Origin of the sequence: Mesorhizobium sp. B2-8-3, from assembly GCF_006440815.1 — a bacterium.
GTDB lineage: Bacteria > Pseudomonadota > Alphaproteobacteria > Rhizobiales > Rhizobiaceae > Mesorhizobium.
Genome location: NZ_VFTW01000002.1, coordinates 148,551 through 175,497 on the forward strand (window position 1 = coordinate 148,551; position 26,947 = coordinate 175,497).

Sequence of the window (26,947 nt, forward strand, 5' to 3'; positions counted from 1 at the left end):
GTTCGACCTGGCTAGCGCTCGCCCCGATCGAATGTGGCGGCGCCGACACCCTGTTGGCGCAGCGCGGTCCTGGCGATCTTTTCCGTCGGCGTTCGCGGAAGTGGCGTGTCGGTGATCTCGATATAACGCGGCACCATGTGGCGCGGCGCCATCGCCCTGAAATGCGCCAGCAGTTCGGCCGCCCCCAGCGTGGAGCCAGGCCGCCGCTGGGCAACGACCATGATGTCTTCCTCGGTGAACTCTGACGGGATCCCGAACGCGGCGCTTTCGACGATGTCGGGGTGCTTTTCGGCGAGGGTCTCGACCTCGTAGGCGGAGATGTTCTCGCCGCGCCGCCTGATCGCCTCGTTCAGCCGGTGCTTGAAATAGAGCCAGCCATCCTCGTCCAGGCAACCGGCGTCGCCGGAGTGATACCAGAGGTTCCGGAGCGTCTGCACCGTCTTGGCGTCCGCCCGGTAGTAGCCGGAAAACATGCTCCAGTTCTTGCGCGGGCGCGATACGATCTCGCCGACGGACCCATGCGGCAGGGGCCGGTCCCGCTCATCGACGATCGCCACCTCCCAATCGGGATGCGGGCGGCCGCAGGAGCCCGCTTTCGTATCCCCCACCGCGTCGAGGGTGACGAAACCTGTCTCCGTCTGCCCATAGCCGGTGACGAGCCGCATGCCGAAGCGCCGCTCGAACGCTTCCCTGTCCGGCACCATGGGAATGCACTGGCATATGCGCACCGGGTTGGCGCCGTCGCCATCGGACAGCGACTGGCGCGACAGGATGACCGCCATGGCGCCGAGCAGGTTCGTCGCCGAGGCGCCGCTTTCGCGCACCTGGTCCCAGAACCGCGACGCGCTGAAGCCGTCGACCAGTGTCGTGCGGGTGCCGTAGATCAACGGCAGGTAGACGCCGAACATCTGCGCGTCGGTGTGGAACAGCGGCAATGCCGAGAAATAGCTGTCGCCGGCCGTGTAGCCGAGATTGAGCGCCATCGCCGCGGCCCAGGAATAGCAGTGATGATGGGACATCAATGCGCCCTTGGCCGGACCGGTGGTGCCCGAGGTGTAGAGGATCGCCATCGGGTCGGAATAGTGGATGTCGGCGAGGTCGAAATCCGGCTGCCCGGCCATGCATTCCTCGAAGCCGACGATGCGGCCGATCTGGATGCCGGCCGCCCGGGCTTCGCTCGGATCGACGCCGACCAGGATGAGGGTGCGCAGGTCCGGCAGGCGGCCCTGGACCCTGGCGAGCTCGTCAAGCGCGTTGGCGTCGGCGACCAGGACTTCGGCGCCGCAATTGTTCAGATTGTGGCAAAGCAGGTCGCCCTTCAGGCCCGGATTGCTGGGCACCTCGATGGCGCCCAGGCTCGATACCGCGAACCACGCCGCGACCAGCTCGAAACAATTGGGCAACAGCATCGCCACACGATCGGACTTGCCGATGCCAAGGGCGCGAAGACCTCGCGCCAGCCGGCCTGAAGCGATCTGCATCTCCTCGAAGCTGGCGGAACGTCCGCAAATGTCGATGAACGGGCTGTTGCCCAGGCGCTCGGCCTGCATACGCAGGATCTTCGGTAGCACCCGGTTCTCCAGATCGTCGTCATGCTGGCCGGGGATGTAGAAAGAAGGGGCGCGTTCGAGCATGGTCATGGATCAAAAATTCTTTGCCCGCGCCTGCGCATCGGGGGAAAGGAAACCGCTCACCGTGGCCCTGGTCTCGAGCGCCATCGCATCGGCCAGGGAAGAGTGGAAGCCGTTGTTGATGGCATGCTTGATGTCTGCCACGGCTCCTTCCGGACGCTCCGCTATCGCCAAAGCGAGTTTTCTCGCCTCGTCCAGCAATTGCGCCTCGGGAAACAGTTTCCAGGCGATGCCGACTTCGAGCGCTTTCCTGGCATCGTGCTTCTCGCCCAGGATCATCAGTTCCTTGGCGACCTGCGGCCCGGTCTGCTTGGTCAACAGGGCGGTGACGCCACCGGTGACGAACAGCCCGTAGGTGACTTCGGGGAAGAACCAGCGCGCATTGTCGGCGAACAGCGTGAAGTCGCAATTCACCGCCCATTCGAGCGCACCGCCAACGCACCAGCCATGCACAGCAGCAATGACGATCTTGCGCGACTGCATGATCTGCAAAGTGATGTTCTGGATGGCGTCCACCCAGGCCTGCGTCGTCGCCTCGGAGGTGGTCTGGGAGTCGAGATCCTTGAGGTCGTCGCCGGAGCAGAAGGCGCGCCCTTCGCCGTGCACAATGACGGCACGGATCGACGGGTCCGCATCGGCGCGCGCCAGCGCCTCGGACAGGTCGTCGACGAGCTGCCTGTTCATGGCGTTGAGCCGCTCGGGACGGTTGAGCTTGACCCAGGCGATTGCGCCGTCGTGCCTGGAAATGACTGCGTCCATCTTGGCATCCCCCATCTTGGCGTCCTCTTCAAACGATCATCGGTTCGGCGTAAGCGCCCCAGACCTCGCGCAGCGCGGCGCAGATCTCGCCAAGCGTCGCCTTCGCCTTCACGGCCTCGATGGTCTTCGGCAAAAGATTGATGTCGTCGGACCTCGCCTGCTCGGCGAGTTCCTTCAGCAGTTGCTGGACACGGGCGTTGTCACGGTCCGCCCGCACCGCTTGCAGGCGGTCGATCTGCAGCTGCGTGCACTCTTCGTCATAAGGATGGATGTGCACTTCGGCCGATCGGCTCGTCTCGTCGACGTACTGGTTGACGCCGACCGAGATCTTTTCGCCGGCATCGATCTTCTGGAACGTGGCGTAAGCCGAGTCCGCGAGCTTCTGCTGGAACCAGCCTTCCTCGACCAGTTTCACGGCGCCGCCGCGCTCGTCGACTTCGTCCAGCAGCTTCCAGATTTCTGTCTCCATGTCGCGGGTGAGGCGCTCGATGAAATAGGAGCCGCCGAGAGGATCGATCACGGAGGTCACGTTGATCTCGTCGCGGATGATCTGCTGGGTGCGGATGGCCAGCTTCATGGCCTCTTCGGTCGGGATGGCGAAGGCTTCGTCGAGGCCGTTGGTGTGCATGCTCTGGCAGCCACCCAGCACGGCACCGAGCGCCTGGATGGCCGTGCGCATGAGATTGTTATGGTGCTCGACCTTGGTCAGGCTCATCGCCGCGGTCTGCACATGCACCCGCAGCCGCATGGACTCCGGCTTCCTGGCCTTGAAGCGCTGCGCCATGATCTTGGCGTAGACCCGCCTTGCCGCCCTGAATTTGCAGATTTGCTCGAAGAAGTCCTGGTGGCTGATGAAGAAGAAGGACAGCCGGGGCGCGAAGTCGTCGATGTCCATGCCGGCGCCGGTGACCTCCTCGCAATAGGCGATGGTGAAAGCCATGATGAAGGCGATCTCCTGTAGCGCGTTGCCGCCGACATCCGAGAGGTGATAGCCGCTGAGGCTGATCGGATTGATCTTCGGCGTCGCCCTGGCGCTGTACATGATCAAGTCGCGCAGCAGCCTCACCGCGGGACGCACCGGATAGATCCACTCCTTCTGTGCCACATACTCCTTCAGCGGGTCCGCCTGCAGCGTGCCCGCCAGCTTGTGGAGGTCACAGCCGCGCCGTTCAGCGACGGAGACATACATGGCGTAGACCACCCAGGCCGACGGATTGATGGTGAGCGAGACCGAGATCTTTTCGAGGTCTATTCCGTCGAACAGCCGGTCGACATCATCGACCGTGTCGATGGCGACGCCGACGCGCCCGACTTCGCCGAAGGCTCTCGGATCGTCCGAGTCCAGGCCGAGCAGCGTCGGCAGGTCGAAATCGGTGGAGAGCCCGGTCTGACCGGTCTGGATCATGTATTTGTAGCGCTGGTTCGTGGCCTCGGGATTGCCGAAGCCGGCGACCTGCCGAATGGTCCAAGGCCTGCCGCGATACATCGTCGGATAGGCGCCGCGGGTGAAGGGATAGGCGCCGGGAAAACCCAACTCGTCGGCGGGAATGTCGGCGATGTCGGCGGCCGTGTAGACGCGCTTCAGCGGAATGCCGCATTCGGTCTCGTAGGCCGGCTTTTCCTCCGGCCTGCTGCTGAGCGCGGCGGCGAGTTCCTTTTGCTCCCACGCAGCCTGCTTTTCGCGGATGTCCTCGATCGCGGTTTGCGAGAACAGGTTCATGTCGCTTGCGCCTCGTTCGTCCAGCCAAGCAGAAGGCGAGCCGCGCCGGCGGGGTCCATGTCCCTGTTCACGACTGCCTGGATGTGCTCTCCGACCTCGCCGGCCCGCTCATCGAACTTGCGCTGGAAAAGATGTTTGGCCGCGCCGAGGATCCGCGTCCGGCAAATGCCCCGCTGCCGCTCGGCCAGCTCGCCGCTGTCGCGCAGATGCGACCCGTGCCTGGAGATGGCGTCCTTCAGCTCGCCGATCCGCTCGCCCGAGACCGCGCTGACCGGAAGCACGGGCGGAGTCCATTTCGATCCCGCCCTTTCCGAACCGAGGATCATCATGCCGCGCAGGGCCGAAACGGTCGCCGCCGCCTCCGGCTTGTCGGATTTGCTGACCGCGTGGATATCGGCGATCTCCAATATGCCGGCCTTGATCGCCTGTATGTCGTCGCCAAGCCCAGGCGCCGAGAGAACGACGATGCTGTGCGCCGCCGTCACGACTTCCACCTCGTCCTGGCCGACGCCGACGGTCTCGATGATGATGGGCGAGTAGCCGGCGGCGTCGAGGACGTCGACCGCCTGCAGCGTCGACCGGGCAAGGCCGCCCAGATGGCCGCGCGTCGCCATGCTGCGGACGAAGGCCTGGGAGGACGAGGCCGCCTCGCTCATGCGCACCCTGTCACCGAGAATCGCGCCGCCGGAGAACGGGCTGCTCGGATCGACGGCGACGACGCCGACCTTGCGCCCCTCCGATGCGAATGCCCGGATAAGGGAAGACACAAGCGTGGACTTGCCGGCTCCCGGAACGCCGGTGATGCCGACGACATGCGCCTTGCCGGTATGCCTGTAGATCTCCGCCAGCGCGGGCGCTGCTTCCGGATAGCCGGCCTCGGCGCGCGTGATCATGCGGGCGATGGCCGCAACGTTGCCCGCGAGGATTTCGGGCACGAGCTCGATCGAGGGCTTGTATGCCGCGCGCCTCACGGGTCTCGAGGGCGTGAAGACGGTCATACCCGGCCACGAGCGGCGATCAGGTTCCTGATCGTCGTCACGATCAGTTCGGCCCGCGCCTCCTGCGGCACGATCGCGTCGACGCCGCTGTCCCACAAAGCGGCATAGTCCTGCTCGGGGATGACCCCGCCGGCGACGACGAAGATGTGATCGGCCTTCTGCTCGCGCAGGCAGCGCCCCAATTCACGAAAGAGCGGAACGTGGGAACCGGAAAGGAGGCTGACGCCGATGACGTCCACGTCCTCCTGGACCGCCGCCCCCACGACCTCGTCCGGAGACTTGTAGAGGCCGGTGTAGACGACCTCCATGCCGGCATCGCGCAGGATCCGCGCGACCACCTTGGCGCCCCGGTCGTGCCCGTCCAACCCGAGCTTGGCGACAAGCACGCGGATGGTGCCGGTCATCGCGTCCCGGTCCGGCGCATCGCCCAGCGCCTGTTCGGTCATGTTCGCTTCGTTCATCGGTCGCTGCCCGTCACTCTGCAGCCATGCGGCCGCCGCTCGCGGACAGCACCGCTTCGATGGCGTCGCGGATCGTGCGCAATCCGAGGTCGAGCTCTTTTTCCGAAATCGTCAGCGGCGGGGCAATGCGGAACACGCCGCCCATGCCGGGGAGCTTGACGATGTTCATGCTCAGTCCGCGCTTGAATGCTTCCGCGGCAATTTTCGCGCCGAGCTCGTGATCGGGCTCGCGGCTCTCTCCGTTCTTGACGATCTCGACCCCCAGCATCAGGCCGCGGCCGCGCACGTCGCCGACGCACTCGAAGCGCTGCTTCAGGTCGGACAGGCCGTCGAAAAGCCTTCTTCCGAGATGGCGCGCGCGCTCGACAAGGCGCTCCTCTTCCACGACATCGAGCACGGTCACGCCAACGGCGGCCGGCAGCGGATCGGATACATGGGTGGTGTAGAACAGGAAGCCCCGCTCATGCGCCGCTTCCTCGATCTCGGCCGTCGTCATGACCGCCGCCAGCGGTAGGCCGGCGCCGATGGTCTTCGACAGAGTGAGGATGTCCGGCGTGACGCCGTCGCGCTGGAAGGCGAACATGTCGCCGGTGCGGCCGACGCCGGTCTGCGCTTCGTCGAGGATGAGCAGCATGCCGCGTTCGCGGCATTTCTGCTTCAGCGCCGCGAGATAGCCCTGCGGCAGCTCCAGCATGCCGCCGCTCGACAGGATCGGCTCGGCGATGAAGGCCGCGAGGTTGCCGGTCGACTGGCTGTCGACAAGGGCGAAGGCATCGTCGAGCTCGGTTGCCCAGTCGAGCGAGCCGTCGGCTTTCTTGAAGCGTGGGCGAAAGCTGTTCGGCGGGGGAATCGCGATCGAGCCGACCGCCGCGGGACCGTAGCCCTTGCGCCCGGCGCTATAGGTGGCGGAAGCCGCAACGCCGGTCATGCCGTGCCAGCTTTTGGAGAACGCGACGATCTCGTGCTTGCCGGTCACCAGCTTCGCCATGCGGATGGCCGCCTCGTTCGACTCCGCGCCCGTCGAAAGCAGGAGCGCCCTGTCGAGGCCGGGCGCCAGCGCGGCGAGGCGCTCGGCAAGCTCGACAACCGGGCGGGACAGCATGCCGCTGAAGAGATGCGCGACCGTTTCGACCTGGCGGCGCACCGTCGCGACGATCCTCGGATGCGCATGCCCGAGCAGCGCGCTCATCTGGCCGGAGGTGAAGTCGAGTATGGGCCGGGCATCGGCGTCGTAGACGAACGAGCCTTCGGCCCGCTCGATGATGGCGGGCTCGAAGGCGCCGCCATATCGGATGAGGTGCTTTCGCGCCGCCGACCAGAAGGCATTATCCAGATTTCTCGACATCTCGCAGCCTCGCCAAAACGCAGGCCCGAAGATTAGCGTCTGGCGCTACAGCAGTAAAATTGATAGATATCGGACTCCGATATCAATGGAATTGATATGCCCGCGCCCCTCGATCTCAGATTGCTGTCGACCTTCGTCCGCGCGGCGCATTCGGGAACGCTCAGCGCCACCGCCGTGCAGGTCGGGCGCACGCAATCGGCGGTGACGATGCAGATACAGCGGCTCGAAGACGCGCTCGGCGGCCAGAGCCTGTTCCATCGGAGCGGCAGCGGCGTCCGCCTCACCGGCAGCGGCGAGCGCTTCCTTGCCTATGCCGAGCGCATCCTCAAAATCCACGATGAGGCGGTTTCGGCTTTCTCCGGCAAGGGCCTGCAGGGATCGATCATCTTCGGCAGCCCGGAAGACTATTTGAGCGCCTTCTTTCCCACGCTCTTGAGAGGCTTCGGAAGCCTTTATCCGGACATCGAGATCAAGGTCGTGTCGGCGCCGACCGTCGAACTGCACAATCTGCTGCATGCGCGCCAGGTCGATCTGGCGCTCGTCTCCATTCCGGACGCGAGCGCCTCCAGGGAAGTCGTGCGCACGGAAGCGATGGTCTGGGTCGGCAGCAAGCCGACATTGGAGCTGCACGAGTTCGGCGAGACCGTGCCGCTGGCTCTGCCGGCATCGAACGCGATGGACCACAAGGCCGCCTGCGATGCCATGTCCCGCGCCGGGCTGCGCTACAAGATATCCTATGCCAGCAACAGCCTCACCGGCCTGATAGCGGTGGCGCGCTCCGGCCTTGCGATAAGCGTGATGACGCAGAGGGCCGTCCCGTCGGATCTCTTCATCCTCAACGCGCCGCTTCCGAGATTGTCCCGGCTCGGCGTTCAGATCGCCTTCGCCGAGACCGCGAGATCGCCGGCCGTCGAGGCGTTTGCCAGTCACATCCGGGGTGTCCTGCCGTCGCTGTAATCGACTTGCCCCCGTCAAAATGGGGCGAGCAATGCTCCAACCATCGATTGGCTCTCCCAGAGATAACCAATCCCCGCTAGATAGCGGTCGCATCGGACGAGTTATCGGGAGCAAAAATGATCTTGCTGACGAGAGCTGTGGTTCAGCCCTGGAATTGCGACATGATGGGCCACATGACGACGCGGTTCTACGTCGCCTTTTTCGACGACGCCATCAACATCCTGCTCGGCCAGGCGACCGGATGGGCGCCGACGACGCCCGAATGGGCCGACAGGGGATGGGCGGACGTCCGGCACGAGATCGACTTCGTCGGCGAGGTGGCGTCCGGGGTCATCGTGGAAATCTTCGGCACGGTCCGCACTATCGGCCGCACGTCCATCCAGACGGACTACGAGATGCGCAGGCTGCATGGCGGCGAGCTCGCGGCGAAGCTCACCGCCAAGACGGTCTTCTTCAATCTTGCGGAGCGGAAATCCACCCCGCTGACGGAGCCAATGCTTGAACGCCTGAAATCCTGGATGCCGACCACTGCTGTGCCTGGTCGCAACGGCGCCTGACGCCGGCGGCGGCTCGACTGGCGGGGCGACCGCGCCGGCCTCCTTCCTGGGTCAGGCGCCGCTCCACATCGCATCCGGCACCACCACCAGCTTGCCGACGAAATCCTTGGCGATGAAATCCGCCTGGGCCCGGTGGAAATCGGAGAGCTTATAGACGCCGCCGACCAGCGGCTTGATCTTCTTTTCCTCGATGTAGCGCACGATGCGGCGGAAATCCGCCCGCGTGCCCTGGCTCGAACCGTGGAGTTGCAGCTGCTTCAGATACATCGTGCGCAGATCGAGCTGCACCACCGGTCCGGCAATGGCGCCCGCCGTGGTGTAGCGACCCTCGGGCCGCAGGATGCGCAGCAGGTCGTTGAAGATGGTGCCGCCGACCAGGTCGGCGACCACATCGATGGGCTGGCCATTCGTCGCTTCGTTGACGGCGGTGAGCAGGTCGGCCACGCCGCGCGTGATCACCTTTTCGGCGCCGATGTCGAGCACGGCCTGCTCCTTGCCCCTGCCGGCCACCGCGTAGGGGATGGCGCCGCGTGCCCGAGCCAGTTGCACGATGCCGGAACCGACGCCGCCGGAGGCGCCGGTGACCAGCACACGCTCGCCGGCCTTCAGCGCGGCGCGTTCCAGCATCTGCTCGCCGGTGAGATAGGCGCAGCAGAAGGTGGCAAGCTCGACATCGCTCAGATTGGTGTCGACGACATGCGCGTTCTCAGCCGGCAGCGCCTGGTATTCGGCATAACCGCCGTCGCGGCCATGGCCCATATAGTCGATGTCGGCCAGCGAATCGTCGTCGCGATTGTAGATCGAGAAGTCGACCATGACACGCTCGCCGATGCGGTCGGCAGGCACGCCGTCGCCGACTGCGACGATGGCGCCGACCGTGTCGGTGCCCTGGATGCGCGGGAAGGTGAGCGTGTTGCCCTGCCGGCGCCAGGTCGACACGGCAGCCGCATCCTCCTCCGTGCCATAGGCGCCCTGACGCACCCAGACATCGGTGTTGTTCATGCCGCAGGCGCTGACCTTGACCAGGACCTCGCCGGCGGCCGGCGCGGGCACCTTCACATCGGTGCGGTAGACGAGTTTCTCCAGGCCGCCATGGGCCGTAAGCTGCACGGCGGCCATCGTGGCGGGAACGGTTCTGGTCATGGCATTCATGTCACTTCTCAGATGTCGCTTCTCAGATACTGGCAAACACGCTGTTCACCGCGTCGGCGGTCTTTGCGACGATGATGTCGGCCTCCTCGCGCGTCAGGCAGAGCGGCGGGGCGAAGCCGAGGATGTCGCCCTGCGGCATGGCGCGACCGATGACGCCGCTTGCCGCGAGCGCCGTGGCGATCTGCGGCCCCACTTTAAGCGCCGGATCGAAGAAGACGCGGTCGTCGCGGTCCTTCACGAATTCGATCGCGGCCAACATGCCGTCGCCGCGCACCTCGCCGACGTGCTTATGGCTGCCAACGGCCTTGGCAAGCTCGGCGCGGAAGTAAGCGCCGGTCTCGCCGGCGTTCCGCACCAGGTCCATCTCGTCGATAAGTTCGAGATTGGCGACACCGGCGGCAACGCAGATCGGGTGCGCCGAATAGGTCCAGCCATGGCCGAGCGAGCCGAGCTTGTCCGAACCCTTGACCAGCGCCTGCCAGACCTTGTCGGAGACGATGACGCCCGACAGGGGCGCATAGGCCGAGGTCAGACCCTTGGCGATCGTGATCAGATCCGGCTTGATGCCGTAATGGTCGGAGCCGAACATGGTGCCGAGACGACCGAAGCCGGTCACCACCTCGTCCGCGACGAGCAGCACGTCGTATTTGTTCAGCACGGCCTGGATCTTCTCCCAATAACCGGCCGGCGGCGGCACGATGCCGCCGGTGCCGAGGATCGGCTCGCCGATGAAGGCCGCGACCGTGTCCGGGCCTTCGGCGAGGATCATCTCCTCCAGTTTGTCGGCGCAATGTTGCGAGAACTGCTCCTCGCTCATCGAACGGTCGGCGCGGCGGAAATAATAGGGCGCTTCGGTGTGCAGGATCGGCGCGCGCGGCAGGTCGAAGGCGTTGTGGAACAGCTCGAGCCCGGTCAGCGAACCGGTCATGACGCCCGAGCCATGGTAGCCGCGCCAGCGCGAGATGATCTTCTTCTTCTCGGGCCGGCCCAGCACATTGTTGTAGTACCAGATCAGCTTGATGTTGGTCTCATTGGCATCTGAGCCTGAGAGGCCGAAATAGACTCGGTTCATGCCCTTCGGCGCGCGGTCGATGATCATCTTGGCCAACGTGATCGAGGCTTCGGTGCCGTGCCCGACATAGGCGTGATAGTAGGCGAGGTTCCTGGCCTGCTCGGCGATAGCATCGGCGATCTTCTGGCGGCCATAGCCGACATTGACGCAATAGAGGCCGGCGAAGGCATCGATGCTCTTCTTGCCGGTGTTGTCCCAGACGGTGACGCCTTCGCCGCCGGCCATGATGCGGGCCGGCGATTCACCGCGCGCATGCGTGCCCATATGCGTCGAGGGATGGAAGAAGTGGTCGCGGTCCCAGGCGGAGAGTTCGTTGGACTGTTCGAGCATTTTTTGACTCCTTGTTCGGATCCTGTCGGCGCGCTCAGGCAACGTCCAGGCAAAGGTATTTCAGATCGGTGAAGGCTTCGAGCCCGTGGCGCGAGCCCTCGCGGCCGATGCCGGACTGCTTGACACCGCCGAAGGGGATCGGCGCGCCGGTGATCTTGACCCGGTTGATCGCGACCATGCCGTACTCCAGGGCGCGGCCCATGCGCGCCTGGCGACCACCGTTTTCGGTGACGACATAGGCGACCAAGCCATATTCCGTGGCATTGGCGCGGGCGACGACTTCCGCCTCGTCGTCGAACAGCGTCACCGCGGCGACCGGGCCGAAGGTCTCTTCGCGCATGATCAAAGCCGGGTCCGGCACATCGGCGAGCAGCGTCGGCTGGTAAAACAGCGGCCCGGCAGCGTGGCGCTTGCCGCCGGTCAGGCAGCGCGCGCCGTGGGTGAGCGCATCGGCGACTTGCTCCTCCACTTTCTTGACGGCACGTTCGTGCATCAGAGGCCCGACATCGGCATCCACGGATAGACCGTTACCTACATGGAGTTGCTCGACGCGGCGGGCAAAAGCGGCACAGAAGCGATCATAGATCGGCCGCTGAACATAGATGCGGTTGGCGGCAAGGCAATCCTGGCCGGAGGTTGCAAATTTGGCATCCAGCGCAATCGTGACGGCCTTGTCGATATCGGCGTCGTCGAACACGATCAGCGGCGCATGGCCGCCGAGCTCCATCACCAGCCGTTTCATGGTCGCGGCACTTTGCGCGGCGATCAGACGGCCGACCTCGGTCGATCCGGTGAAGCTCATGGCGCGAACGCGGGCGTCGGCGCACATCGCCGCGACGATCGTGCGCGCATCGCCGGTGACGACGTTGAAGACGCCTGCCGGCAGCCCGGCGCGCTCACCGAGCTCGGCCAGCGCCAAAGCCGACAGCGGCGTTTCCGAGGACGGATGCGCCACGATGGTGCAGCCGGCGGCAAGCGCTGCGGCGGCCTTACGGGTGAGCATGGCCGACGGAAAATTCCACGGCGTCACGACGCCGACCACACCGAGCGGCTCGCGGCGCACCGACATCTCGGCATTCGGCAGATGGCTGGTTACACTTTCGGCGTTGAGGCGCTTCGCTTCCTCGGCATACCATTCGACGAAGGAGGCGGCGTAGTCGATCTCGCCGAGCGACTCCTTCAGCGGCTTGCCCTGCTCAAGCGTCATCAGCAGCGCGAGGTCGTGCTTGGCGGCGATGATCAGATCGAACCATTTCCGCAAGATCTTCGAGCGCTCCTGCGGCAGCGCCGAGCGCCAGGCCGGCAAGGCGCGGGACGCGGCGTTGATCGCCTTTGTCGTCTGATCGGCATCGAGCGCGGCCACGAAGGCGACGGTGGCTCCGGTCGCCGGATCGGTAACCTCAAAACTTGCCGCCGCATCGCTTGCCGTCCAGTGGCCATCGATATAGGCGAGCGCGCGCAGCAGCCGGCGATCGTCGAGGCGGTCGAGCGCTTCATGGTGGTTGGTGCGGGCAAAATGCGCGGACATCGGCGTCTCCATTCGATGCCGAAGCATCGGCCGTGTCGGGCAAAGAATGGGACTGTTTCAGCGGCTGTTGGTAGAGAGATTGTCTCTATTGGCGCGCGGAAGCAGACGAACTCTCTAGCTGGCCGGCCAGCAGGCGGCGCCGAACCGTGAAAATTGGCCGAGCCTCCTCAAAGTCGTCATCCACGGGCGAAGCAAGGAGCGAAGCGACGCGGCGTAGACCCGAGGATCCATTCCGTGACGTTGAGGCGTTGCGACGATGCAGAATTCTGCTCCGCAGCACCCTACGTGAAAGTCACGGAATGGATCCTCGGGTCTGCGCTCCGCTTCGCGTCGCTCCGCCCGTGGATGACGATGGCGCTTTCATTGATCGGGCAGCAGGTCGGCCACAGGCAGCACCGTCTCGTCCTTGACCGTCTTGGTGACGATGTAGGTGAAGTAGCGGTCGATGCCGATCTCACGTTCGAGCAGGCTGTCGACCAGCCGCTGGTAGGCATCGATGTCGCGCGCCATCACCTTCAGGACATAATCGACGCCGCCGCCCACCGACCAGCAGGCGACGATCTCCGGAACATCGCGCACGACCCGCTCGAACCGATCGAAGTCCGCCTGGCGGTGGTTGGCCAGGGTCACCTCCATCAGCACCGTCGCCACCGGCGCGATCGCGCGCATGGCGATCGCGGCGTGGTAGCCGGACACGATGCCGGCTTTCTCCAGCTTGCGCAGCCGCATCCAGCACGGCGTCGGCGAGAGGCCGACCTTCTCGGCCAACGCCAGCTTGGTGATGCGCCCGTCGCGCTGGATCGCGTCGAGAATCCTGAGGTCGATCGGGTCGAGTTTCGTTGCCGCCATGCGGGATTCGCCTTTCGTCGCGGACACCATGACGATGCATTATTTCGATTGTCAATTGCACTGATTTGGCTCTCTAATAAGTCATGACATTGTGGCAGCCAGATCCTGCTCTCATCCGCCGACCGGCCTATCTCTCGCTGGCCGACCAGTTCGCGCGCGCCATTCATGACGGGCGGCTCGCCAACGGAACGCGGCTGCCGACGCACCGCCGCCTCGCGGACGATCTGAAACTTTCGGTGCAGACCGTCAGCCGCGCCTATGAGGAACTGATCCGGCGCGGCCTTATCTCCGGCGAGGTCGGTCGCGGCAGCTTCGTGCAGACGCAGCGCCGGGAACCGGAGCCGCCCTATATTCCGGAACGGCTGGGCGAAGTCATCGACCTCTCGATCCTGAAGCCGGTCTGCGAACCGATGCATTTGGAGAAATTGAAGCAGGCGCTGGGCTGGCTGGCCGAGAACCTGCCTTCGAGCTCGGCGCTGTCTTTCCGGCCGAACATGGTGTTTCCGCGCCACCGTGCCGTTGCCGTCGAATGGCTGAGGCTCTGCGGGCTGGAGGCATCGCCACAGAATGTCAGCCTCACCAATGGCGCCACCGCCGGCATGACCGTGGCGCTGATGAGCGTGGCGCCGCCCGGCTCGACCGTCGCCACGGAGGCGATCGGTCACCACACGCTGATCCCGCTCGCCCGCTATCTCGGCTTCAACCTCGAAGGCCTGCCGATCGACGGCAACGGGCTGATCCCCGAAGCGCTCGACGAGGCCTGCCGCCTGTCAGACATTCGTGCAGTCTTCGTCCAGCCATCGGTGATCAACCCGACGGCGACCTTGATGGACGCCACCCGCCGCGAGCAGATTGCGGCGGTTGCCCGCAAGCACGACATCGCCATCATCGAGAACGACGTGCTCGGCCCGCTGGTCGAAGGCCGGCCGCCGGCGGTTGCCGCCTTTGCGCCGGAGCGGACGCTCTACGTCACCTCCTTCACCAAGATCGTCGTGCCCGGCCTGCGCATCGGCTACCTCGCGGTGCCGGACCGCTATGCCGCCGCCGTCGCCAACCGCCACCTCGTCTCGAACTGGATGGCGACGCCGATGGTGGCCGAGATCGCGACGCGTTGGGTGAGCGACGGCACGGCGATGGAACTGGTCAACTGGCAGCGCCAGGCGTTGAAACGGCGCCAGGAGATTGCCGCCGAAATGCTGGCAGGCGTCGACTATCGCGTCCACCGCGACGGGCTGCATCTGTGGCTCGAGCTGCCGGGCGACCGCGCCGAGGAGAGCTTTGTTTCGCAGGCACGCCTGCGCGGAGTGGCGATCGCGCCGGGCACCTCGTTCCGCATCGCCGACAGGCCCTGGCATCCGGCCGTGCGTATCTCGCTCGGATCGACCACGGAGGGGGAACTGCGGGCGGGCCTGAGCGTTGTCGCCAAGCTGTTGCTCGGCGATCCGGAGCATCTCCTGCTCGCCATCTGATGCACAAATGGAGCTCAGATTGCCCTGAAATTGTGCCGCGCTGGAAATATTGTCATGATATTATTTTCCCAATTGACATGATTTAGCGCGTTTCGCATCGTTAAGGGCATAGGCTTCTCCAGACGAGGACATGGATTGCCCGCGCCCATCATCAAGGTCGATGCGATTTCCAAGAGCTTCGGCGCCTTCAAGGTGCTGGACGGCCTGTCGATGCAGGTCATGCCGGGCGAGAAGCTGGCGCTGATCGGCCCGTCCGGTTCCGGCAAGACGACGATCCTGCGCATCCTGATGACGCTGGAGAAGATCGACGGCGGTCACATCCAGGTCGATGGCGAGCAGCTCTACCACAAGGAGCGCAACGGCCAGCTGCTGTCGGCCGACGAGCGGCATCTGGCCAGGATGCGCCAGAAGATCGGCATGGTCTTCCAGCTCTTCAATCTGTTTCCGCACAAATGCGTCATGGACAATGTGACCCTGGCGCCGATGCTGACCAAGGGCGTCGCGCGCGCCGCCGCCGAGAAGCGGGCGATGGAGCTGCTCGACATGGTCGGCCTTGCCGACAAGGCGAAGGCGATGCCGGCGCAGCTTTCCGGCGGCCAGAAGCAGCGCGTGGCGATCGCAAGGGCGCTGGCGCTGTCGCCCAAGATCATGCTGTTCGACGAGGTCACCTCGGCGCTCGACCCGGAGCTCGTCGAGGAAGTGCTCAACGTCATGCGCAAGCTCGCCGCCGAGACCGACATGACGATGCTGCTCGTTACCCATGAGATGGGCTTCGCCCACGACTTCGCCGACCGCGTGCTGTTCTTCGACCGCGGCAGGATCGTCGAGGAAGGCAAGCCCGATGAGATTTTCCGCCATCCCAAACAGGAAAGAACGCAGAGCTTCCTGAAGAAGATCATCGCGGCCGGACATCGCGTCTGACCGCAATGCAAACGGGCGGCGTAAACCGTCCACGGGCGGCCAAAGGCCGTCCCGAACCAGGCAAACCAAGAAGACAAACAAGGAGTTGGGAACAATGAAGAAACTTGGCATTCTGGCTGGCGTCGCCGGCCTCGCGATCACCGCGATGTTGCTCGCCCCCGGCGCGCGGTCGGCGGATGACGCCAAGCTGGAGCAGCTCAAGCAGCAGGGCTTCGCCCGCCTCGCCATCGCCAACGAGCCGCCCTATACGGCGGTGGCCGCCGACGGCAAGGTTTCGGGCGCGGCTCCGGATGTTGCGCGCGAAATCTTCAAGCGGCTCGGCGTCGCGGATGTCGTGGCCTCCATCTCCGAATATGGCGCCATGATCCCCGGCCTGCAGGCGGGCCGCTTCGACGTCGTCACCGCGGGCCTGTTCATGAAGCCGGAGCGCTGCGCGGCGGTCGCCTATTCCGAGCCGGTGCTTTGCGATGCCGAGGCGCTCCTGGTGAAGAAGGGCAACCCGAAGGGTTTCAAGAGCTATGAGGACATCGCCAAGGATACGTCGGCAACCGTCGGCGCGCCTGGCGGCGGCACCGAGGAGAAGCTGGCGCTGAATGCCGGCGTGCCGCGCGACCGCGTCGTCGTCGTGCCGGACGGCCAGAGCGGTCTGAAGATGGTGCAGGACGGCCGCATCGACGCCTATTCGCTGCCGGTGCTCTCGATCAACGACCTGGTCAAGAAGGCCAACGACCCGAACCTCGACGTCATCGCCCCGGTGGTCGGCGCGCCGGTCTATTGCGACGGCGCCGCCTTCAAGAAGGGCGACGAGGCGCTGCGCGATGCCTATGACGTCGAGCTCGCCAAGATGAAGAAGTCCGGCGAGTTCGCCAAGATCATCGAGCCCTACGGCTTCTCGGCCGCGGCCGCGATGTCGACGACGCGCGAGAAGCTCTGCTCGGCGAAGTAAACGCTCTTTTGCCTTCTCCCCGGCTACGGGAGAAGGTGGCTCGAAGAGCCGGATGAGGGGCGGCGCAGCATTTCAAGGTTCGCGCTGCCCCTCATCTGCCTACCCGTCCTACGCAGCAGCTGCGCTGAAGCTACGGAGGGTAAACCGGCATCTTCTCCCCGTTAACGGGAGAAGGAAGCTAACCGCAAACGTTGGAACCCCATGACCCAGTGGTCCGGCTATCTCGGCCTGATATTGCAAGGAGCGCTTGTCACCATCGAGCTGACGCTGATGGGGTCGGTGCTTGCGCTGATCATGGCCTTCCTTGCCGGCATGGGGCGCGTGTCGCGCTTCTTCATCGTGCGCGCGATCGCCACCGTCTACATCGAATTCTTCCGCGGCACCTCGATCTTCGTGCAGTTGTTCTGGGCCTATTTCGTGCTGCCTTTCGCCGGCCTGTCGCTGACGCCGCTGCAGGCGGGCGTGCTGGCGCTGGGCTTGAATGTCGGCGCCTACGCGGCGGAAGTGGTGCGCGGCGCCATCCTGTCGGTCGGCCGCGAGCAATACGAAGCCTGCACGGCGCTCAATCTCGGCCGCTGGCAAGGCATGCGCCACGTGATCCTGCCGCAGGCGCTGCTGGTCATGCTGCCGACCTTCGGCAACAACGCGATCGAGCTGCTCAAGGCGACTTCGGTCGTGTCGCTGATCTCGCTCGCCGATCTGACCTTCCAGGCGCAGGTGGTGCGCTCGCAGACCGGCAGCACGCTGATGCCCTTCGTCTCCGTGCTGGTCATCTATTTCGCCCTCGCGCTGATCGTCTCCTGGGGCGTTCGCACGCTGGAACGCCGCATGGCGCGCGGGCTTGATGGGGTGCGTGTCTGATGGACTGGGATTGGAACTTCGTCTGGGAGATCATGCCTACCCTGATCCAGGGGGTGAAGATCACCATCCTGGCGACAGTGCTCGGCTCGATCCTGGCCGCAATCGTGGGGCTTGGGATCGCGCTGGCGCGACGTTCGGAGAACCGGATCGTCGCGCGCGGCGTCGGCTGGTTCGCAGAGTTCATCCGCGGCACGCCGCTCCTGGTCCAGCTCTATTTCATCTTCTACGTGCTGCCCGATATCGGCATCCTGTTGCCACCGCTGGTGGCGGGCGTCATCGGCCTTGGCCTGCATTACGGCACCTACACGGCCGAGGTCTATCGCGCCGGCATCGACAATGTGCCGCGCGGCCAGTGGGAGGCGGCCAAGGCCTGCAATCTCAATGGCCGGCACACCTGGACGCATATCATTCTGCCGCAGGCGATCCCGCCGATGATCCCGGCCTTGGCCAACTATTTCATCGCCATGTTCAAGGAGACGCCGCTGCTTTCGGCGATCACGGTGCTGGAGCTGATGAACCAGGCCAAGAGCGTCGCCAACACCTATTACCGCTACATCGAACCGATGACGCTGGTCGGCGCCTTCTTCCTCGTCATCAGCCTCTGCTCCGTCGTGCTCTTGCGCTGGCTGGAGCATCGCTACGGCAGGATCGAAAGATGAAAGTCATGAAACCTTTGCCAGAGATCCACCTCGAAACGGCGCGCCCCGCGCTGGACGCGCGTCCGCTGCAAAAGCGCGTCGGGCTGATCGCCCTGGCCACCGACCACACCAGCGAGGTGGATTTCCGCCGCATGGTGGCGAGCGAGCGCGTCGGCGTCTATGTCGCGCGCATCCCCTACGCCAACCCGACGACGCCGGAGAATTTGCGCAAGATGCAGCCGTCGCTTTCGGCGGGCGCGGCGCTCATCCTGCCGGACGAGCCGCTCGATGCGATCTGCTACTCCTGCACCTCCGCCTCCGTGGTGATCGGCGATGCCGAGATCGAAGCTGCCATCCAGGCGGCCAAGCCAGGCGTTCCCGTCGTCACCCCGCCGATGGCCGGCATACGCGGCCTGAACGCTTTCGGCGTGAAGCGCATCAGCATCCTCACGCCCTACACCGTCGAGACCAGCCGGCCGATGGCAGCCTATTTCGCGTCACACGGCTTTGACATCCAGAGCTTCTCTTGCCTCGGCTTCGAGGACGACCGCGAGATGGCGCGGATCGCGCCGGTGTCCCTCGTCGAGATGGCGCGCAAGGTCATGCATCCCCAGGCCGATGCGCTGTTCGTCTCCTGCACCGCGCTGCGCGCCGCGCTCGCCGTTCCCGGCATGGAAGAGGCGATCGGGCGTCCGGTCGTCACCAGCAACCAGGCCAGCACCTGGAACTGCCTGCGGCTGTGCGGCGACGACACGCCGCGACCGGAGTTCGGCCGGCTGTGGACCAAGCCTCTGGCGCAGTGATCGAAATGCCAGTCACGCTTCAGCATATTCGCGCAGCGCGCGAACGCATTGCCGGCAAGGTCGAGCGGACACCCTGCGTGCTGTCGCAAAGCCTGTCGGAGCGCACGGGCAGCCCGGTTCATCTCAAGCTGGAACACCACCAGACCACCGGCGCGTTCAAGCTGCGCGGCGCCTCCAACGCCATCGCCGCGTTGAGCGCAAAAGAAAGATCGCGCGGCGTCGTCGCCGCCTCGACCGGCAATCACGGCCGCGCGCTGGCGCATGCGGCGAAGCTTGAAGGCATCCGCGCGGTGATCTGCATGTCGAAGCTGGTGCCGCAAAACAAGCTCGACGCCATCCGCCGCCTCGGCGCGGATGTCCGCATCGTCGGCAACAGCCAGGACGATGCCCAGCAGGAGGTCGATCGCTTGGTGGCCGAGGAAGGGCTGGTCATGCTGCCGCCCTTCGACCATCCCGGCATCATAGCCGGCCAAGGCACGCTTGGCCTGGAGATCATGGAGCAGGTTCCAGATACCGCGGCGGTGCTGGTGCCGCTCTCCGGCGGCGGGCTGGCGTCCGGCGTCGCGGCGGCGGTCAAGGGGGTGAGTCCAGGCACCAAAGTCATCGGCATCTCGATGGCGCTGGGTGCCGCGATGAAAGCCAGCCTCGATGCCGGCCGCCCGGTGCAGGTCGAGGAACTGCCGACATTGGCGGATTCGCTCGGTGGCGGCATCGGCCTCGACAACCAGCTGACCTTCGCCATGTGCCGGGACCTGCTCGACGACGTCGTCCTGCTTGCCGAGGACGACATCGCCGCCGGCATCCGCCATGCCTATGAGCAGGAGCGCGAGATCGTCGAGGGCGCGGGCGCCGTCGGCATGGGCGCGCTGCTTGCCGGCAAGGTCTCGACGAATGGCCCGACCGTCCTCATCCTCTCCGGCCGCAACATCGACATGGCTCTGCATCGTCGCATTGTCTGCGGCGAGGCGGCCACAGCAACGGAGCGCGCCGCATGAGCCGGATGACAATTCTCAGCGAAAGTGATCTGCGCAAGATCGTGACACTCGACCTCGACGCCGTTGCCTGCGTCGAGAACGCTTTTCGCGCCCTGGCCACGCTGCCGGTGGCGATGCCGCCGATTCTGCGGCTCGACATTCATGAGCATCGCGGCGAGGTCGACGTGAAGTCCGCCTATGTCCCCGGCATAGACGGTTTCGCCGTCAAGATAAGCTCCGGCTTCTTCGACAACCCGACGCTGGGCCTGCCGAGCGGCGGCGGCATGATGGTGCTGCTTTCGGCAAAGACCGGTGTGGTCGAGGCGCTGCTGCTCGACAACGGCTATCTGACCGATATCCGCACCGCCGCCGCTGGTGCGGTCGCGGCCAAGCATCTGTCGCGCGAAGACTCCAAGGTCGCGGCGATCTTCGGCGCCGGTTTGCAAGCCGGCCTGCAATTGGAAGCGCTGCGGCTCGTGCGGCCGATCGAGGAAGCGCGCATCTGGGCGCGCGACGCCGCCAAGGCGGAGGCGACCGCCGCCCGCTTGCGCAAGAAACTGGGCATTGCCGTTCGGGCCGAACCGGATGCAGCGAACGCGGCAGCCGAAGCCGACATCATCATCACCACTACACCCTCGACCGAACCGCTGATCAAGGCCGGCTTCGTCTCCGCCGGCCAGCACATCACCGCCATGGGCTCGGACGCCGAGCACAAGAACGAGATCGCGCCGGCGATCCTGCGCATGGCCGATCTCTATGTCGCCGACAGCGCCAAGCAGACGCGGCGCCTGGGCGAGCTTCACCACGCCATCGAGGCGGGCGTGATGACAGCCGACGCCGAGGTCACCGAACTCGGCCAGATCATTGCCGGCGAGAAAGCCGGCCGGCGCTCGGCAAGCGACATCACCATCGCCGACCTCACCGGCACCGGCGTGCAGGACACCGCGATCGCCACGCTCACACGCGACCGTGCGCGGGCGGCGATGGCCGGAACGATTTTCGAAAGCTGATGCCTGGCCAAAAGTGTGATCCGGAACGTTGAAACCGGCTCCAGGCCCAACAAAACGAGGACTAAAGAACAATGCAGCCAAACCTGAAATTCTCGCGAAGCGAATTTGCCGATCGCCTCGCCAAGACGCGCAAAGCCATGGAGGCCAAAGGCGTCGACCTGCTGATCGTCAGCGATCCCTCCAACATGGCCTGGCTGACGGGCTACGACGGCTGGTCCTTCTACGTGCACCAGGCGGTCATCGTGCCGCCCTCGGGCGAGCCGGTCTGGTATGGCCGTGGCCAGGACGCCAACGGCGCCAAGCGCACCGCCTATCTCGCCCATGACAACATCGTCGGCTACGCGGACCATTATGTGCAGTCGACCGAGCGCCACCCGATGGACTTTTTGTCCGGCGTGCTCACCGATCGCGGCTGGGGCAAGCTGACCATCGGCGTCGAGATGGACAATTACTGGTTCTCGGCCGCCGCCTTCGCCTCGCTGCAGAAGCATCTGCCCAACGCCCGCTTCGTCGACGCGACCGCGCTGGTCAACTGGCAGCGCGCGGTGAAAAGCCCGACCGAGATCGACTACATGCGCAAGGCCGCCCGCATCGTCGAGGCGATGCACCAGCGCATCGTCGACAAAGTAGAAGTCGGCATGCGCAAATGCGATCTGGTCGCCGAGATCTACGATGCCGGCACGCGCGGCGTCGCCGGCATCGGCGGCGACTATCCGGCGATCGTGCCGCTCTTGCCGTCGGGCGGCGATGCCTCGGCGCCGCATCTCACCTGGGACGACAAGCCGATGAAAGTGAACGAAGGCACGTTCTTCGAGATCGCCGGCTGCTACAACCGCTACCATTGTCCGCTGTCGCGCACCGTCTTCCTCGGCAAGCCGACGCAGGCCTTCCTCGATGCCGAGAAGGCGACGCTGGAAGGCATGGAGGCAGGCCTTGCCGCGGCAAAGCCGGGGAACGCCTGCGAAGACATCGCCAACGCCTTCTTCGCGGTGCTGAAGAAGTACGGCATCGTCAAGGACAACCGCACCGGCTACTCGATCGGTCTGTCCTACCCGCCGGATTGGGGCGAGCGCACCATGAGCCTGCGCCCCGGCGACCGGACTGAGCTCAGGCCTGGCATGACCTTCCACTTCATGACGGGTCTCTGGCTGGAGACGATGGGGCTGGAGATCACCGAGTCGATCCTGATCACCGACACCGGCGTCGAGTGCCTGGCCAATGTGCCGCGCAAGCTCTTCGTGAAGGACTGAGCCGATGTCCGCTTTGCGTCCGTCGCCGATCGCGCCGACCGTCGACTTCGAGCGCGACGGCGTCCAGCATGGCTTCCTGCGCCTGCCCTACAGCCGCGACGATTCCGCCTGGGGCTCGGTGATGATCCCGGTCTGTGTCGTGCGCAACGGCAAGGGGTCGACGGCACTACTGACCGGCGGCAATCACGGCGACGAATACGAGGGGCCGTTGGCGCTCTACGAACTCGCCCGCACGCTCGATCCGAGAAACGTCTCCGGCACGGTCATCATCGTGCCGGCGATGAACTATCCGGCGTTCCGGGCCGGCACGCGCACCTCGCCGATCGACAAGGGCAATATGAACCGCTCCTTCCCCGGCCGCCCGGACGGCACGGCGACCGAGAAGATCGCCGACTATTTCCAGCGCGAGTTGCTTCCCCGCGCGGACATCGTCTTCGATTTCCACTCGGGCGGCAAAACGCTGGATTTCGTGCCGTTCTGCGCGGCGCACACGCTGCCGGACAAGACGCAGGAGAAGAAGGCCTTCGCCGCGGTCGAGGCTTTCTCGGCGCCATTCTCGATGCGCATGACCGAGATCGACGCGGTCGGCATGTACGACACGGCCGCCGAGGAGATGGGCAAGGTCTTCGTCACCACCGAGCTCGGCGGCGGCGGAACGTCTCGCGCCGAGACGGTGCGGATTGCCAGGCGCGGCATCCTCAACGTGCTCCGCCATGCCGGCATCGTCGATGGTGCGGTCGAGAAGAGCAGAACCCAGTGGCTCGACATGCCGTCGGGCGATTGCTTCGCCTTCGCCGAGGATGACGGCATGATCGAGACGATGGTCGATCTCGGCGAGCCCGTGGAGGACGGCCAGGTTGTGGCGCGCATCTATCCGGTCGGGCGCACCGGACAGGCGCCGCGGGAGATCAGGGCCAGGATGTCGGGGCTGCTCGCCGCGCGTCACTTCCCGGGCCTGGTCAAGGCGGGCGACTGCGTCTCGGTGCTGGGCGTGGCCGTTCGGGGATAATCTTGGCGCGGCGTCCTACTGCACCACGCGCTTCTCGAGCTTGCGGGCCAGCGTGCGCCGGTGCAGGCCGAGCCGGCGCGCGGTTTCGGAGATGTTGAAGCCGGTCTCAACCAGCGTTTCGTGGATGCGCTCCCATTCGAGGTTCTTGATCGAGGTGGGGCGGCTGGTGAGCGGCACCGAAACGTCGCCCTCGGCGCGGCCGAAGGCGGCTTCGATGTCATCGGTGTTGGCGGGCTTGGCCAGATAATGGCAGGCGCCGAGCTTGATCGCCTCGACAGCCGTGGCGATGCTGGCAAATCCCGTCAGCACGACGATCCGCATCGACGGATTGCGGGCGCTGAGCAGCTTGACGCATTCGAGACCCGATCCCGCTCCGAGCTTGAGATCGACGACGGCGTAGACCGGAACGGCCGTTTCCAGCGCGACGAGCAGCGCCTCGCGGTCGTGGCAGACCACGACATCATAATCGCGCTTTTCGAAGGAACGCTTGAGCGTCCGCGCGAAGGTCGCGTCGTCCTCCACGACAAACAAGGATCGATCAGATGTCACGATCGTCTCCATCGGTCAGCGCCGCCAGCGGCAGCGAAAGGGTAACGCGGGCGCCCTCGGCCATGTTGCGCGCCGAAACGTCGCCGCCGAGCTTGCGCACCACATTGAACACCAGGAAGAGCCCCAGGCCGCCGCCTGGCCGCCCCTTGCTCGACATATAGGGCTGGCCGAGCGCGGCCAGAATATCCTTGTCGAAACCCGGTCCGCGATCCTCGACGGAGAGCACCAGCTTCCCATCCTGCCGCTCGGCAGTGATGCCGACCCAATCGTGCGATGCTTCCAGCGCATTGTCGAGCACATTGAAGATCACTTGCTTCAGCGCCGTGTCGGATACGATCTGCTCGTCCGGCTCGAAACCATTGCCGTAATCCAGCTTGATAGGCTGGCGGCTGACGCGCCATTCCTCGACGAGATCGTCGAGGAACTGACGGATCGTGGTGCGGATGGTGCCCTCGCCCCGCGCCTGGCCGGAGGACATGAGGATGCCCGTGACGATGCCTTTGCAGCGCTCGATCTGCGCCTGCATCTCGGCCACGTCCTCGGAAAGCTCACGGTTGCGCTTGACGCCCTGCATCTGGCGCCAGTCGGACAGGATGACCGATATGGTCGAGAGCGGTGTGCCCAGTTCATGCGCGGCACCCGAGGCCAGCAGGCCCATGCGCACGATGTGGTCTTCCTCGGCCGAACGCTGGCGCAGGTCGGCGAGATAGGCATCGCGTTCGCGCAGGTTGCGGTTGATGCGCGTCATGAAGATCACGATCAGCCCGGCCGCGAGCACGAAGCAGATAAACATGCCGCGCAGATGCAGCGCCAGTAGGTCGCTGCCGCCATGATGCGGGATCGCGATCGGCTGGAAAACGAAGATGAGGAAGACGAAACAGGCCGAGGCGGCCACCACCAGGATCCAGGTCGACCATGGCGCCAGCAGCGCGGCACCGAGCGTGATCTGCAGCAGATAGAGCGACACGAACGGGTTCGAGGCGCCGCCGCTCAGGTAAAGCTGCGTCGTCAACGCCGCCATGTCGAAGATCAGCGCGACGAAGAGCTGCGCGTTGGAGATGCGGCGATTGCCGCGCAGGGCGAGCAGGCTGAAGATGTTGAGCCCGACGAGGAAAAGCACCACGCCGGCCATCTCGGTGAGCGGCAGCGGGATCGCGAACCAGTATTGCGTCACCAGGATGGTCAGCACCTGCCCCGCCACCGCCAGCCAGCGCAACTGGATGAGGAGCAGCAGGTTCTTCCTGTTCGTGACGTCGGCGTTCGAGGCGGCGCCTCCCTGTCCGGCGACCGGAACCGTCAGGATCGGTTTGTCGCGATGAAACCGCGCGATCGAGATGTTCATCTTGCCGCGTCCCGCTTCCGACGTCCGGCGAAGATCGGCCTGGCGAGGGCGATCGCCAGCATCACTGCCAGGGCAAACCAGGTCAAAGCATAGACCAGATGGCTGTTGCGGAAGGTGACGACGGTGAGCCCGCCGCGCGGCCAGCCAGCCGGCTCGGACGCTCCGGCATCGATGAAATACGGCGCGACATCGGTCAGGCCGCGCGCCTTTGCGATGGCGTCGACGTCGCGCGAATACCAGCGATTGGCCGCCGGATCGTTGCTGCGCAGGAAACCGCCGCGCGGTTCGCTGATGCGCAGCAGCCCGTCTACCGTCGCCGTCGTGGTGGACCCGCCACCCTCCCGCTCGAACTCGGCCTTGCGTTCCTGCGGGATGAAGCCGCGGTTGACGAGGACCGTGAAACCGCGGTCGCCGCGCATCGGCGTCAGCACCCAATAGCCGCCGCCAAGCTCGGTCACCGCCTGCACCAGCGTGTTGGCACCGCCCTCAAAGCGCCCGGTCAACCGCACATGGCGATATTCGTAGTCAGGCGCGCTCAACCTGCTCCAGTCCCGCGGACCAGGCGCATCGACGACGGGAGCATGGATGCGTTGGTCGACGCGGGCGATCAGGTCGAGCTTCCAGACCCGCCTTTCCAATTGCCAAATCCCGAGCCCGAGAAACACCAGGACGCCGAGAAGCCCAGCCAGCGCAAGCAAGAATCGCGACGCGGAGCCCTTCGAGGTGGCATGAGAGCCAGTACTTGTCCGGCCGATCATGTCCTTTGCCTCGACTTTGGCCCTCTCCACACCCGACACACTCACGCCCGAAACGGGGCTCATGGCATCTCCCGCATCTCGTGGAGCCCGGGCATCATGTTGGCGTTGAGGTGGTACATCACCCAGAGCGAGCCACTGAGCACGATGACGACGAGGATCACCGTGAAGATGAGCGCCAGCATCGACCATCCGCCTTCCGAGGCGGGGTTCATATGCAGGAAGAAGACCATGTGCACCACGATCTGCACCACCGCGAAGGCCATGACGATGATGGCCGTGGCCTGCTTGTTGTCGATGGCTCCGCTCATGACCATCCAGAACGGGATGGCGGTGAGGATCACCGACAGGACGAAGCCGATCAGGTAGCCCTTCAGCGACCCGTGCGCGGCGCCGCCATGGCTGTGGTCGTGATCGGCATGATCATGCGCGCTCATCTGAGCATCCCCATCAGATAGACGAAGGTGAAGACGCCGATCCAGACGACGTCGAGGAAGTGCCAGAACATCGAGAGGCACATCAGCCGGCGGCGGTTGGCCTCGATGAGGCCGTATCTGGCGACCTGCACCATCAGCGTCGCCATCCAGACGATGCCGAAGGTCACGTGCAGGCCGTGCGTGCCGACCAGGGTAAAGAAGGACGACAGGAAGGCGCTGCGCTGCGGCGTCGCGCCCTCATGGATCATGTGCGCGAATTCGGACAGCTCGATGGAGAGGAACGCCATGCCGAACAGCATGGTCACCACGAGCCAGGCTTGCGTCGCGCCGACGCGGCCCTTGTCCATGGTCAGCATGGCAAAGCCGTAGGTGATCGAGGACAAGAGCAGCATGGTGGTGTTGACCGCCACCAGGCCCAGATCGAACAGATCCTTCGGCGCCGGACCGGCCGCGTAATTGCCGCCGAGCACGCCATAGGCCGCGAACAGCATGGCGAAGATCAGGCAGTCGCTCATCAGATAGAGCCAGAAGCCGAGCATGGTGCTGCCGCCTTCGGCGTGCGCATGCTCCTCTTCCAGGTGGAAGACCGGTGCGGTATCGGCCGCGATCGCCGTCGATGCCATG

The 26,947-nt window shown here is 65.1% G+C and carries 27 protein-coding genes; 12 read left to right on the top strand and 15 right to left on the bottom strand.

Annotation, left to right across the window (positions count from 1 at the left end; all coding sequences use genetic code 11):
* Positions 1 to 11: 11 nt before the first annotated feature.
* The 6 genes from FJ418_RS03615 to FJ418_RS03640 all read right to left on the bottom strand — a co-directional run bounded on the left by FJ418_RS03615 (position 12) and on the right by FJ418_RS03640 (position 6,914).
* Positions 12 to 1,640 (bottom strand): AMP-binding protein, encoded by a 1,629-nt coding sequence (locus FJ418_RS03615; RefSeq protein WP_140863638.1) that lies wholly within the window; start codon positions 1,638 to 1,640, stop codon positions 12 to 14.
* A 3-nt stretch (positions 1,641 to 1,643) separates the two neighbouring features.
* Positions 1,644 to 2,390 (bottom strand): enoyl-CoA hydratase/isomerase family protein, encoded by a 747-nt coding sequence (locus FJ418_RS03620; protein ID WP_140863640.1) that lies wholly within the window; start codon positions 2,388 to 2,390, stop codon positions 1,644 to 1,646.
* 28 nt (positions 2,391 to 2,418) lie between these two features.
* On the bottom strand, positions 2,419 to 4,110 hold the full coding sequence (locus tag FJ418_RS03625; RefSeq protein ID WP_181166825.1) for a methylmalonyl-CoA mutase family protein: 1,692 nt from the start codon (positions 4,108 to 4,110) through the stop codon (positions 2,419 to 2,421).
* Positions 4,107 to 5,081: a methylmalonyl Co-A mutase-associated GTPase MeaB gene (meaB, locus tag FJ418_RS03630; RefSeq protein ID WP_246682929.1), complete on the bottom strand. Its 975-nt coding sequence runs from the start codon at positions 5,079 to 5,081 to the stop codon at positions 4,107 to 4,109. Before meaB ends, FJ418_RS03625 begins: the two co-directional genes overlap by 4 nt.
* A gap of 23 nt (positions 5,082 to 5,104) precedes the next feature.
* Positions 5,105 to 5,512 carry a cobalamin B12-binding domain-containing protein gene (locus FJ418_RS03635; RefSeq protein ID WP_181166841.1) on the bottom strand — a complete coding sequence of 136 codons (408 nt, stop codon included), beginning with the start codon at positions 5,510 to 5,512 and terminating at the stop codon, positions 5,105 to 5,107.
* A 70-nt stretch (positions 5,513 to 5,582) separates the two neighbouring features.
* Positions 5,583 to 6,914, bottom strand: a complete 1,332-nt coding sequence (locus tag FJ418_RS03640) for an aspartate aminotransferase family protein (protein WP_140863644.1) — start codon at positions 6,912 to 6,914, stop codon at positions 5,583 to 5,585.
* 96 nt (positions 6,915 to 7,010) lie between these two features.
* Here FJ418_RS03640 and FJ418_RS03645 point away from each other — a divergent pair, with 96 nt between their 5' ends.
* Both FJ418_RS03645 and FJ418_RS03650 read left to right on the top strand, forming a co-directional pair.
* Positions 7,011 to 7,871, top strand: coding sequence for a LysR family transcriptional regulator (locus FJ418_RS03645; protein ID WP_140863647.1), 861 nt, complete (start codon positions 7,011 to 7,013; stop codon positions 7,869 to 7,871).
* Positions 7,872 to 7,987: 116 nt separating this feature from the next.
* A complete protein-coding gene (locus FJ418_RS03650; RefSeq protein ID WP_140863649.1) occupies positions 7,988 to 8,428 on the top strand; it encodes an acyl-CoA thioesterase in 441 nt (146 codons plus the stop codon).
* Between the two features lie 51 nt (positions 8,429 to 8,479).
* Here the strand turns inward: FJ418_RS03650 and FJ418_RS03655 are convergent, their stop codons facing one another.
* From FJ418_RS03655 to FJ418_RS03670, 4 genes are all read right to left on the bottom strand, one after another.
* On the bottom strand, positions 8,480 to 9,580 hold the full coding sequence (locus tag FJ418_RS03655; RefSeq protein ID WP_140863650.1) for an alcohol dehydrogenase family protein: 1,101 nt from the start codon (positions 9,578 to 9,580) through the stop codon (positions 8,480 to 8,482).
* A gap of 22 nt (positions 9,581 to 9,602) precedes the next feature.
* The gene (locus tag FJ418_RS03660) at positions 9,603 to 10,982 is read right to left on the bottom strand and encodes an aspartate aminotransferase family protein (protein ID WP_140863653.1); all 1,380 of its coding nucleotides are present in this window, start codon (positions 10,980 to 10,982) and stop codon (positions 9,603 to 9,605) included.
* A 34-nt stretch (positions 10,983 to 11,016) separates the two neighbouring features.
* Positions 11,017 to 12,510, bottom strand: coding sequence for an NAD-dependent succinate-semialdehyde dehydrogenase (locus FJ418_RS03665; protein WP_140863655.1), 1,494 nt, complete (start codon positions 12,508 to 12,510; stop codon positions 11,017 to 11,019).
* Positions 12,511 to 12,870: 360 nt separating this feature from the next.
* Positions 12,871 to 13,359 carry an Lrp/AsnC family transcriptional regulator gene (locus FJ418_RS03670; RefSeq protein WP_140643242.1) on the bottom strand — a complete coding sequence of 163 codons (489 nt, stop codon included), beginning with the start codon at positions 13,357 to 13,359 and terminating at the stop codon, positions 12,871 to 12,873.
* Between the two features lie 83 nt (positions 13,360 to 13,442).
* On the opposite strand from FJ418_RS03670, the gene FJ418_RS03675 reads away from it, so the two are divergent.
* The 10 genes from FJ418_RS03675 to doeB all read left to right on the top strand — a co-directional run bounded on the left by FJ418_RS03675 (position 13,443) and on the right by doeB (position 23,240).
* Positions 13,443 to 14,828: a PLP-dependent aminotransferase family protein gene (locus FJ418_RS03675; protein ID WP_140863657.1), complete on the top strand. Its 1,386-nt coding sequence runs from the start codon at positions 13,443 to 13,445 to the stop codon at positions 14,826 to 14,828.
* Between the two features lie 135 nt (positions 14,829 to 14,963).
* Positions 14,964 to 15,749 (top strand): ectoine/hydroxyectoine ABC transporter ATP-binding protein EhuA, encoded by a 786-nt coding sequence (gene ehuA, locus FJ418_RS03680; protein ID WP_140863661.1) that lies wholly within the window; start codon positions 14,964 to 14,966, stop codon positions 15,747 to 15,749.
* Between the two features lie 94 nt (positions 15,750 to 15,843).
* Positions 15,844 to 16,695 (top strand): ectoine/hydroxyectoine ABC transporter substrate-binding protein EhuB, encoded by an 852-nt coding sequence (ehuB, locus tag FJ418_RS03685; RefSeq protein WP_140863663.1) that lies wholly within the window; start codon positions 15,844 to 15,846, stop codon positions 16,693 to 16,695.
* A 201-nt stretch (positions 16,696 to 16,896) separates the two neighbouring features.
* Positions 16,897 to 17,556, top strand: coding sequence for an ectoine/hydroxyectoine ABC transporter permease subunit EhuC (gene ehuC / locus FJ418_RS03690; RefSeq protein WP_140854295.1), 660 nt, complete (start codon positions 16,897 to 16,899; stop codon positions 17,554 to 17,556).
* Positions 17,556 to 18,215, top strand: a complete 660-nt coding sequence (ehuD, locus tag FJ418_RS03695; RefSeq protein ID WP_140706240.1) for an ectoine/hydroxyectoine ABC transporter permease subunit EhuD — start codon at positions 17,556 to 17,558, stop codon at positions 18,213 to 18,215. Before ehuC ends, ehuD begins: the two co-directional genes overlap by 1 nt.
* Before the next feature lie 5 nt (positions 18,216 to 18,220).
* Positions 18,221 to 18,997, top strand: a complete 777-nt coding sequence (eutA, locus tag FJ418_RS03700; RefSeq protein WP_140863665.1) for an ectoine utilization protein EutA — start codon at positions 18,221 to 18,223, stop codon at positions 18,995 to 18,997.
* Positions 18,998 to 19,002: 5 nt separating this feature from the next.
* Positions 19,003 to 19,992: a hydroxyectoine utilization dehydratase EutB gene (gene eutB / locus FJ418_RS03705; protein ID WP_181166826.1), complete on the top strand. Its 990-nt coding sequence runs from the start codon at positions 19,003 to 19,005 to the stop codon at positions 19,990 to 19,992.
* A complete protein-coding gene (locus tag FJ418_RS03710; RefSeq protein ID WP_140863667.1) occupies positions 19,989 to 20,981 on the top strand; it encodes a cyclodeaminase in 993 nt (330 codons plus the stop codon). The genes eutB and FJ418_RS03710 overlap by 4 nt, the downstream gene beginning before the upstream one ends.
* 71 nt (positions 20,982 to 21,052) lie before the next feature.
* The gene (doeA, locus tag FJ418_RS03715; protein ID WP_140863669.1) at positions 21,053 to 22,231 is read left to right on the top strand and encodes an ectoine hydrolase DoeA; all 1,179 of its coding nucleotides are present in this window, start codon (positions 21,053 to 21,055) and stop codon (positions 22,229 to 22,231) included.
* 4 nt (positions 22,232 to 22,235) lie between these two features.
* Positions 22,236 to 23,240: a N(2)-acetyl-L-2,4-diaminobutanoate deacetylase DoeB gene (doeB, locus tag FJ418_RS03720; protein ID WP_140863671.1), complete on the top strand. Its 1,005-nt coding sequence runs from the start codon at positions 22,236 to 22,238 to the stop codon at positions 23,238 to 23,240.
* Positions 23,241 to 23,255: 15 nt separating this feature from the next.
* On the opposite strand, the gene FJ418_RS03725 is transcribed toward doeB, so the two are convergent.
* From FJ418_RS03725 to cyoC, 5 genes are read right to left on the bottom strand one after another with little or no spacing between them, the layout of a single operon-like run.
* On the bottom strand, positions 23,256 to 23,789 hold the full coding sequence (locus FJ418_RS03725; protein ID WP_181166827.1) for a response regulator transcription factor: 534 nt from the start codon (positions 23,787 to 23,789) through the stop codon (positions 23,256 to 23,258).
* Positions 23,779 to 25,131, bottom strand: coding sequence for an ATP-binding protein (locus FJ418_RS03730; protein ID WP_140863673.1), 1,353 nt, complete (start codon positions 25,129 to 25,131; stop codon positions 23,779 to 23,781). The genes FJ418_RS03725 and FJ418_RS03730 overlap by 11 nt, the downstream gene beginning before the upstream one ends.
* Positions 25,128 to 25,889: an SURF1 family protein gene (locus FJ418_RS03735; protein ID WP_140864067.1), complete on the bottom strand. Its 762-nt coding sequence runs from the start codon at positions 25,887 to 25,889 to the stop codon at positions 25,128 to 25,130. Before FJ418_RS03735 ends, FJ418_RS03730 begins: the two co-directional genes overlap by 4 nt.
* Positions 25,890 to 25,948: 59 nt before the next feature.
* A complete protein-coding gene (gene cyoD, locus FJ418_RS03740) occupies positions 25,949 to 26,323 on the bottom strand; it encodes a cytochrome o ubiquinol oxidase subunit IV (protein ID WP_140863676.1) in 375 nt (124 codons plus the stop codon).
* A complete protein-coding gene (gene cyoC / locus FJ418_RS03745) occupies positions 26,320 to 26,946 on the bottom strand; it encodes a cytochrome o ubiquinol oxidase subunit III (RefSeq protein ID WP_140863679.1) in 627 nt (208 codons plus the stop codon). Before cyoC ends, cyoD begins: the two co-directional genes overlap by 4 nt.
* Between the last annotated feature and the right edge of the window lies 1 nt (position 26,947).

What these genes read in the sequence shown, in the direction of transcription:
- FJ418_RS03615 (WP_140863638.1), bottom strand. Translation starts at nt 1,640, where the DNA reads ATGACCATGCTCGAACGCGCCCCTTCTTTCTACATCCCCGGCCAGCAT.
- FJ418_RS03620 (WP_140863640.1), bottom strand. Translation starts at nt 2,390, where the DNA reads ATGGACGCAGTCATTTCCAGGCACGACGGCGCAATCGCCTGGGTCAAG.
- FJ418_RS03625 (WP_181166825.1), bottom strand. Translation starts at nt 4,110, where the DNA reads ATGAACCTGTTCTCGCAAACCGCGATCGAGGACATCCGCGAAAAGCAG.
- FJ418_RS03635 (WP_181166841.1), bottom strand. Translation starts at nt 5,512, where the DNA reads ATGACCGGCACCATCCGCGTGCTTGTCGCCAAGCTCGGGTTGGACGGG.
- FJ418_RS03640 (WP_140863644.1), bottom strand. Translation starts at nt 6,914, where the DNA reads ATGTCGAGAAATCTGGATAATGCCTTCTGGTCGGCGGCGCGAAAGCAC.
- FJ418_RS03645 (WP_140863647.1), top strand. Translation starts at nt 7,011, where the DNA reads ATGCCCGCGCCCCTCGATCTCAGATTGCTGTCGACCTTCGTCCGCGCG.
- FJ418_RS03650 (WP_140863649.1), top strand. Translation starts at nt 7,988, where the DNA reads ATGATCTTGCTGACGAGAGCTGTGGTTCAGCCCTGGAATTGCGACATG.
- FJ418_RS03655 (WP_140863650.1), bottom strand. Translation starts at nt 9,580, where the DNA reads ATGAATGCCATGACCAGAACCGTTCCCGCCACGATGGCCGCCGTGCAG.
- FJ418_RS03660 (WP_140863653.1), bottom strand. Translation starts at nt 10,982, where the DNA reads ATGCTCGAACAGTCCAACGAACTCTCCGCCTGGGACCGCGACCACTTC.
- FJ418_RS03665 (WP_140863655.1), bottom strand. Translation starts at nt 12,510, where the DNA reads ATGTCCGCGCATTTTGCCCGCACCAACCACCATGAAGCGCTCGACCGC.
- FJ418_RS03670 (WP_140643242.1), bottom strand. Translation starts at nt 13,359, where the DNA reads ATGGCGGCAACGAAACTCGACCCGATCGACCTCAGGATTCTCGACGCG.
- FJ418_RS03675 (WP_140863657.1), top strand. Translation starts at nt 13,443, where the DNA reads ATGACATTGTGGCAGCCAGATCCTGCTCTCATCCGCCGACCGGCCTAT.
- ehuB (WP_140863663.1), top strand. Translation starts at nt 15,844, where the DNA reads ATGAAGAAACTTGGCATTCTGGCTGGCGTCGCCGGCCTCGCGATCACC.
- ehuC (WP_140854295.1), top strand. Translation starts at nt 16,897, where the DNA reads ATGACCCAGTGGTCCGGCTATCTCGGCCTGATATTGCAAGGAGCGCTT.
- ehuD (WP_140706240.1), top strand. Translation starts at nt 17,556, where the DNA reads ATGGACTGGGATTGGAACTTCGTCTGGGAGATCATGCCTACCCTGATC.
- eutA (WP_140863665.1), top strand. Translation starts at nt 18,221, where the DNA reads ATGAAACCTTTGCCAGAGATCCACCTCGAAACGGCGCGCCCCGCGCTG.
- eutB (WP_181166826.1), top strand. Translation starts at nt 19,003, where the DNA reads ATGCCAGTCACGCTTCAGCATATTCGCGCAGCGCGCGAACGCATTGCC.
- FJ418_RS03710 (WP_140863667.1), top strand. Translation starts at nt 19,989, where the DNA reads ATGAGCCGGATGACAATTCTCAGCGAAAGTGATCTGCGCAAGATCGTG.
- doeA (WP_140863669.1), top strand. Translation starts at nt 21,053, where the DNA reads ATGCAGCCAAACCTGAAATTCTCGCGAAGCGAATTTGCCGATCGCCTC.
- doeB (WP_140863671.1), top strand. Translation starts at nt 22,236, where the DNA reads ATGTCCGCTTTGCGTCCGTCGCCGATCGCGCCGACCGTCGACTTCGAG.
- FJ418_RS03730 (WP_140863673.1), bottom strand. Translation starts at nt 25,131, where the DNA reads ATGAACATCTCGATCGCGCGGTTTCATCGCGACAAACCGATCCTGACG.
- FJ418_RS03735 (WP_140864067.1), bottom strand. Translation starts at nt 25,889, where the DNA reads ATGATCGGCCGGACAAGTACTGGCTCTCATGCCACCTCGAAGGGCTCC.
- cyoD (WP_140863676.1), bottom strand. Translation starts at nt 26,323, where the DNA reads ATGAGCGCGCATGATCATGCCGATCACGACCACAGCCATGGCGGCGCC.
- cyoC (WP_140863679.1), bottom strand. Translation starts at nt 26,946, where the DNA reads ATGGCATCGACGGCGATCGCGGCCGATACCGCACCGGTCTTCCACCTG.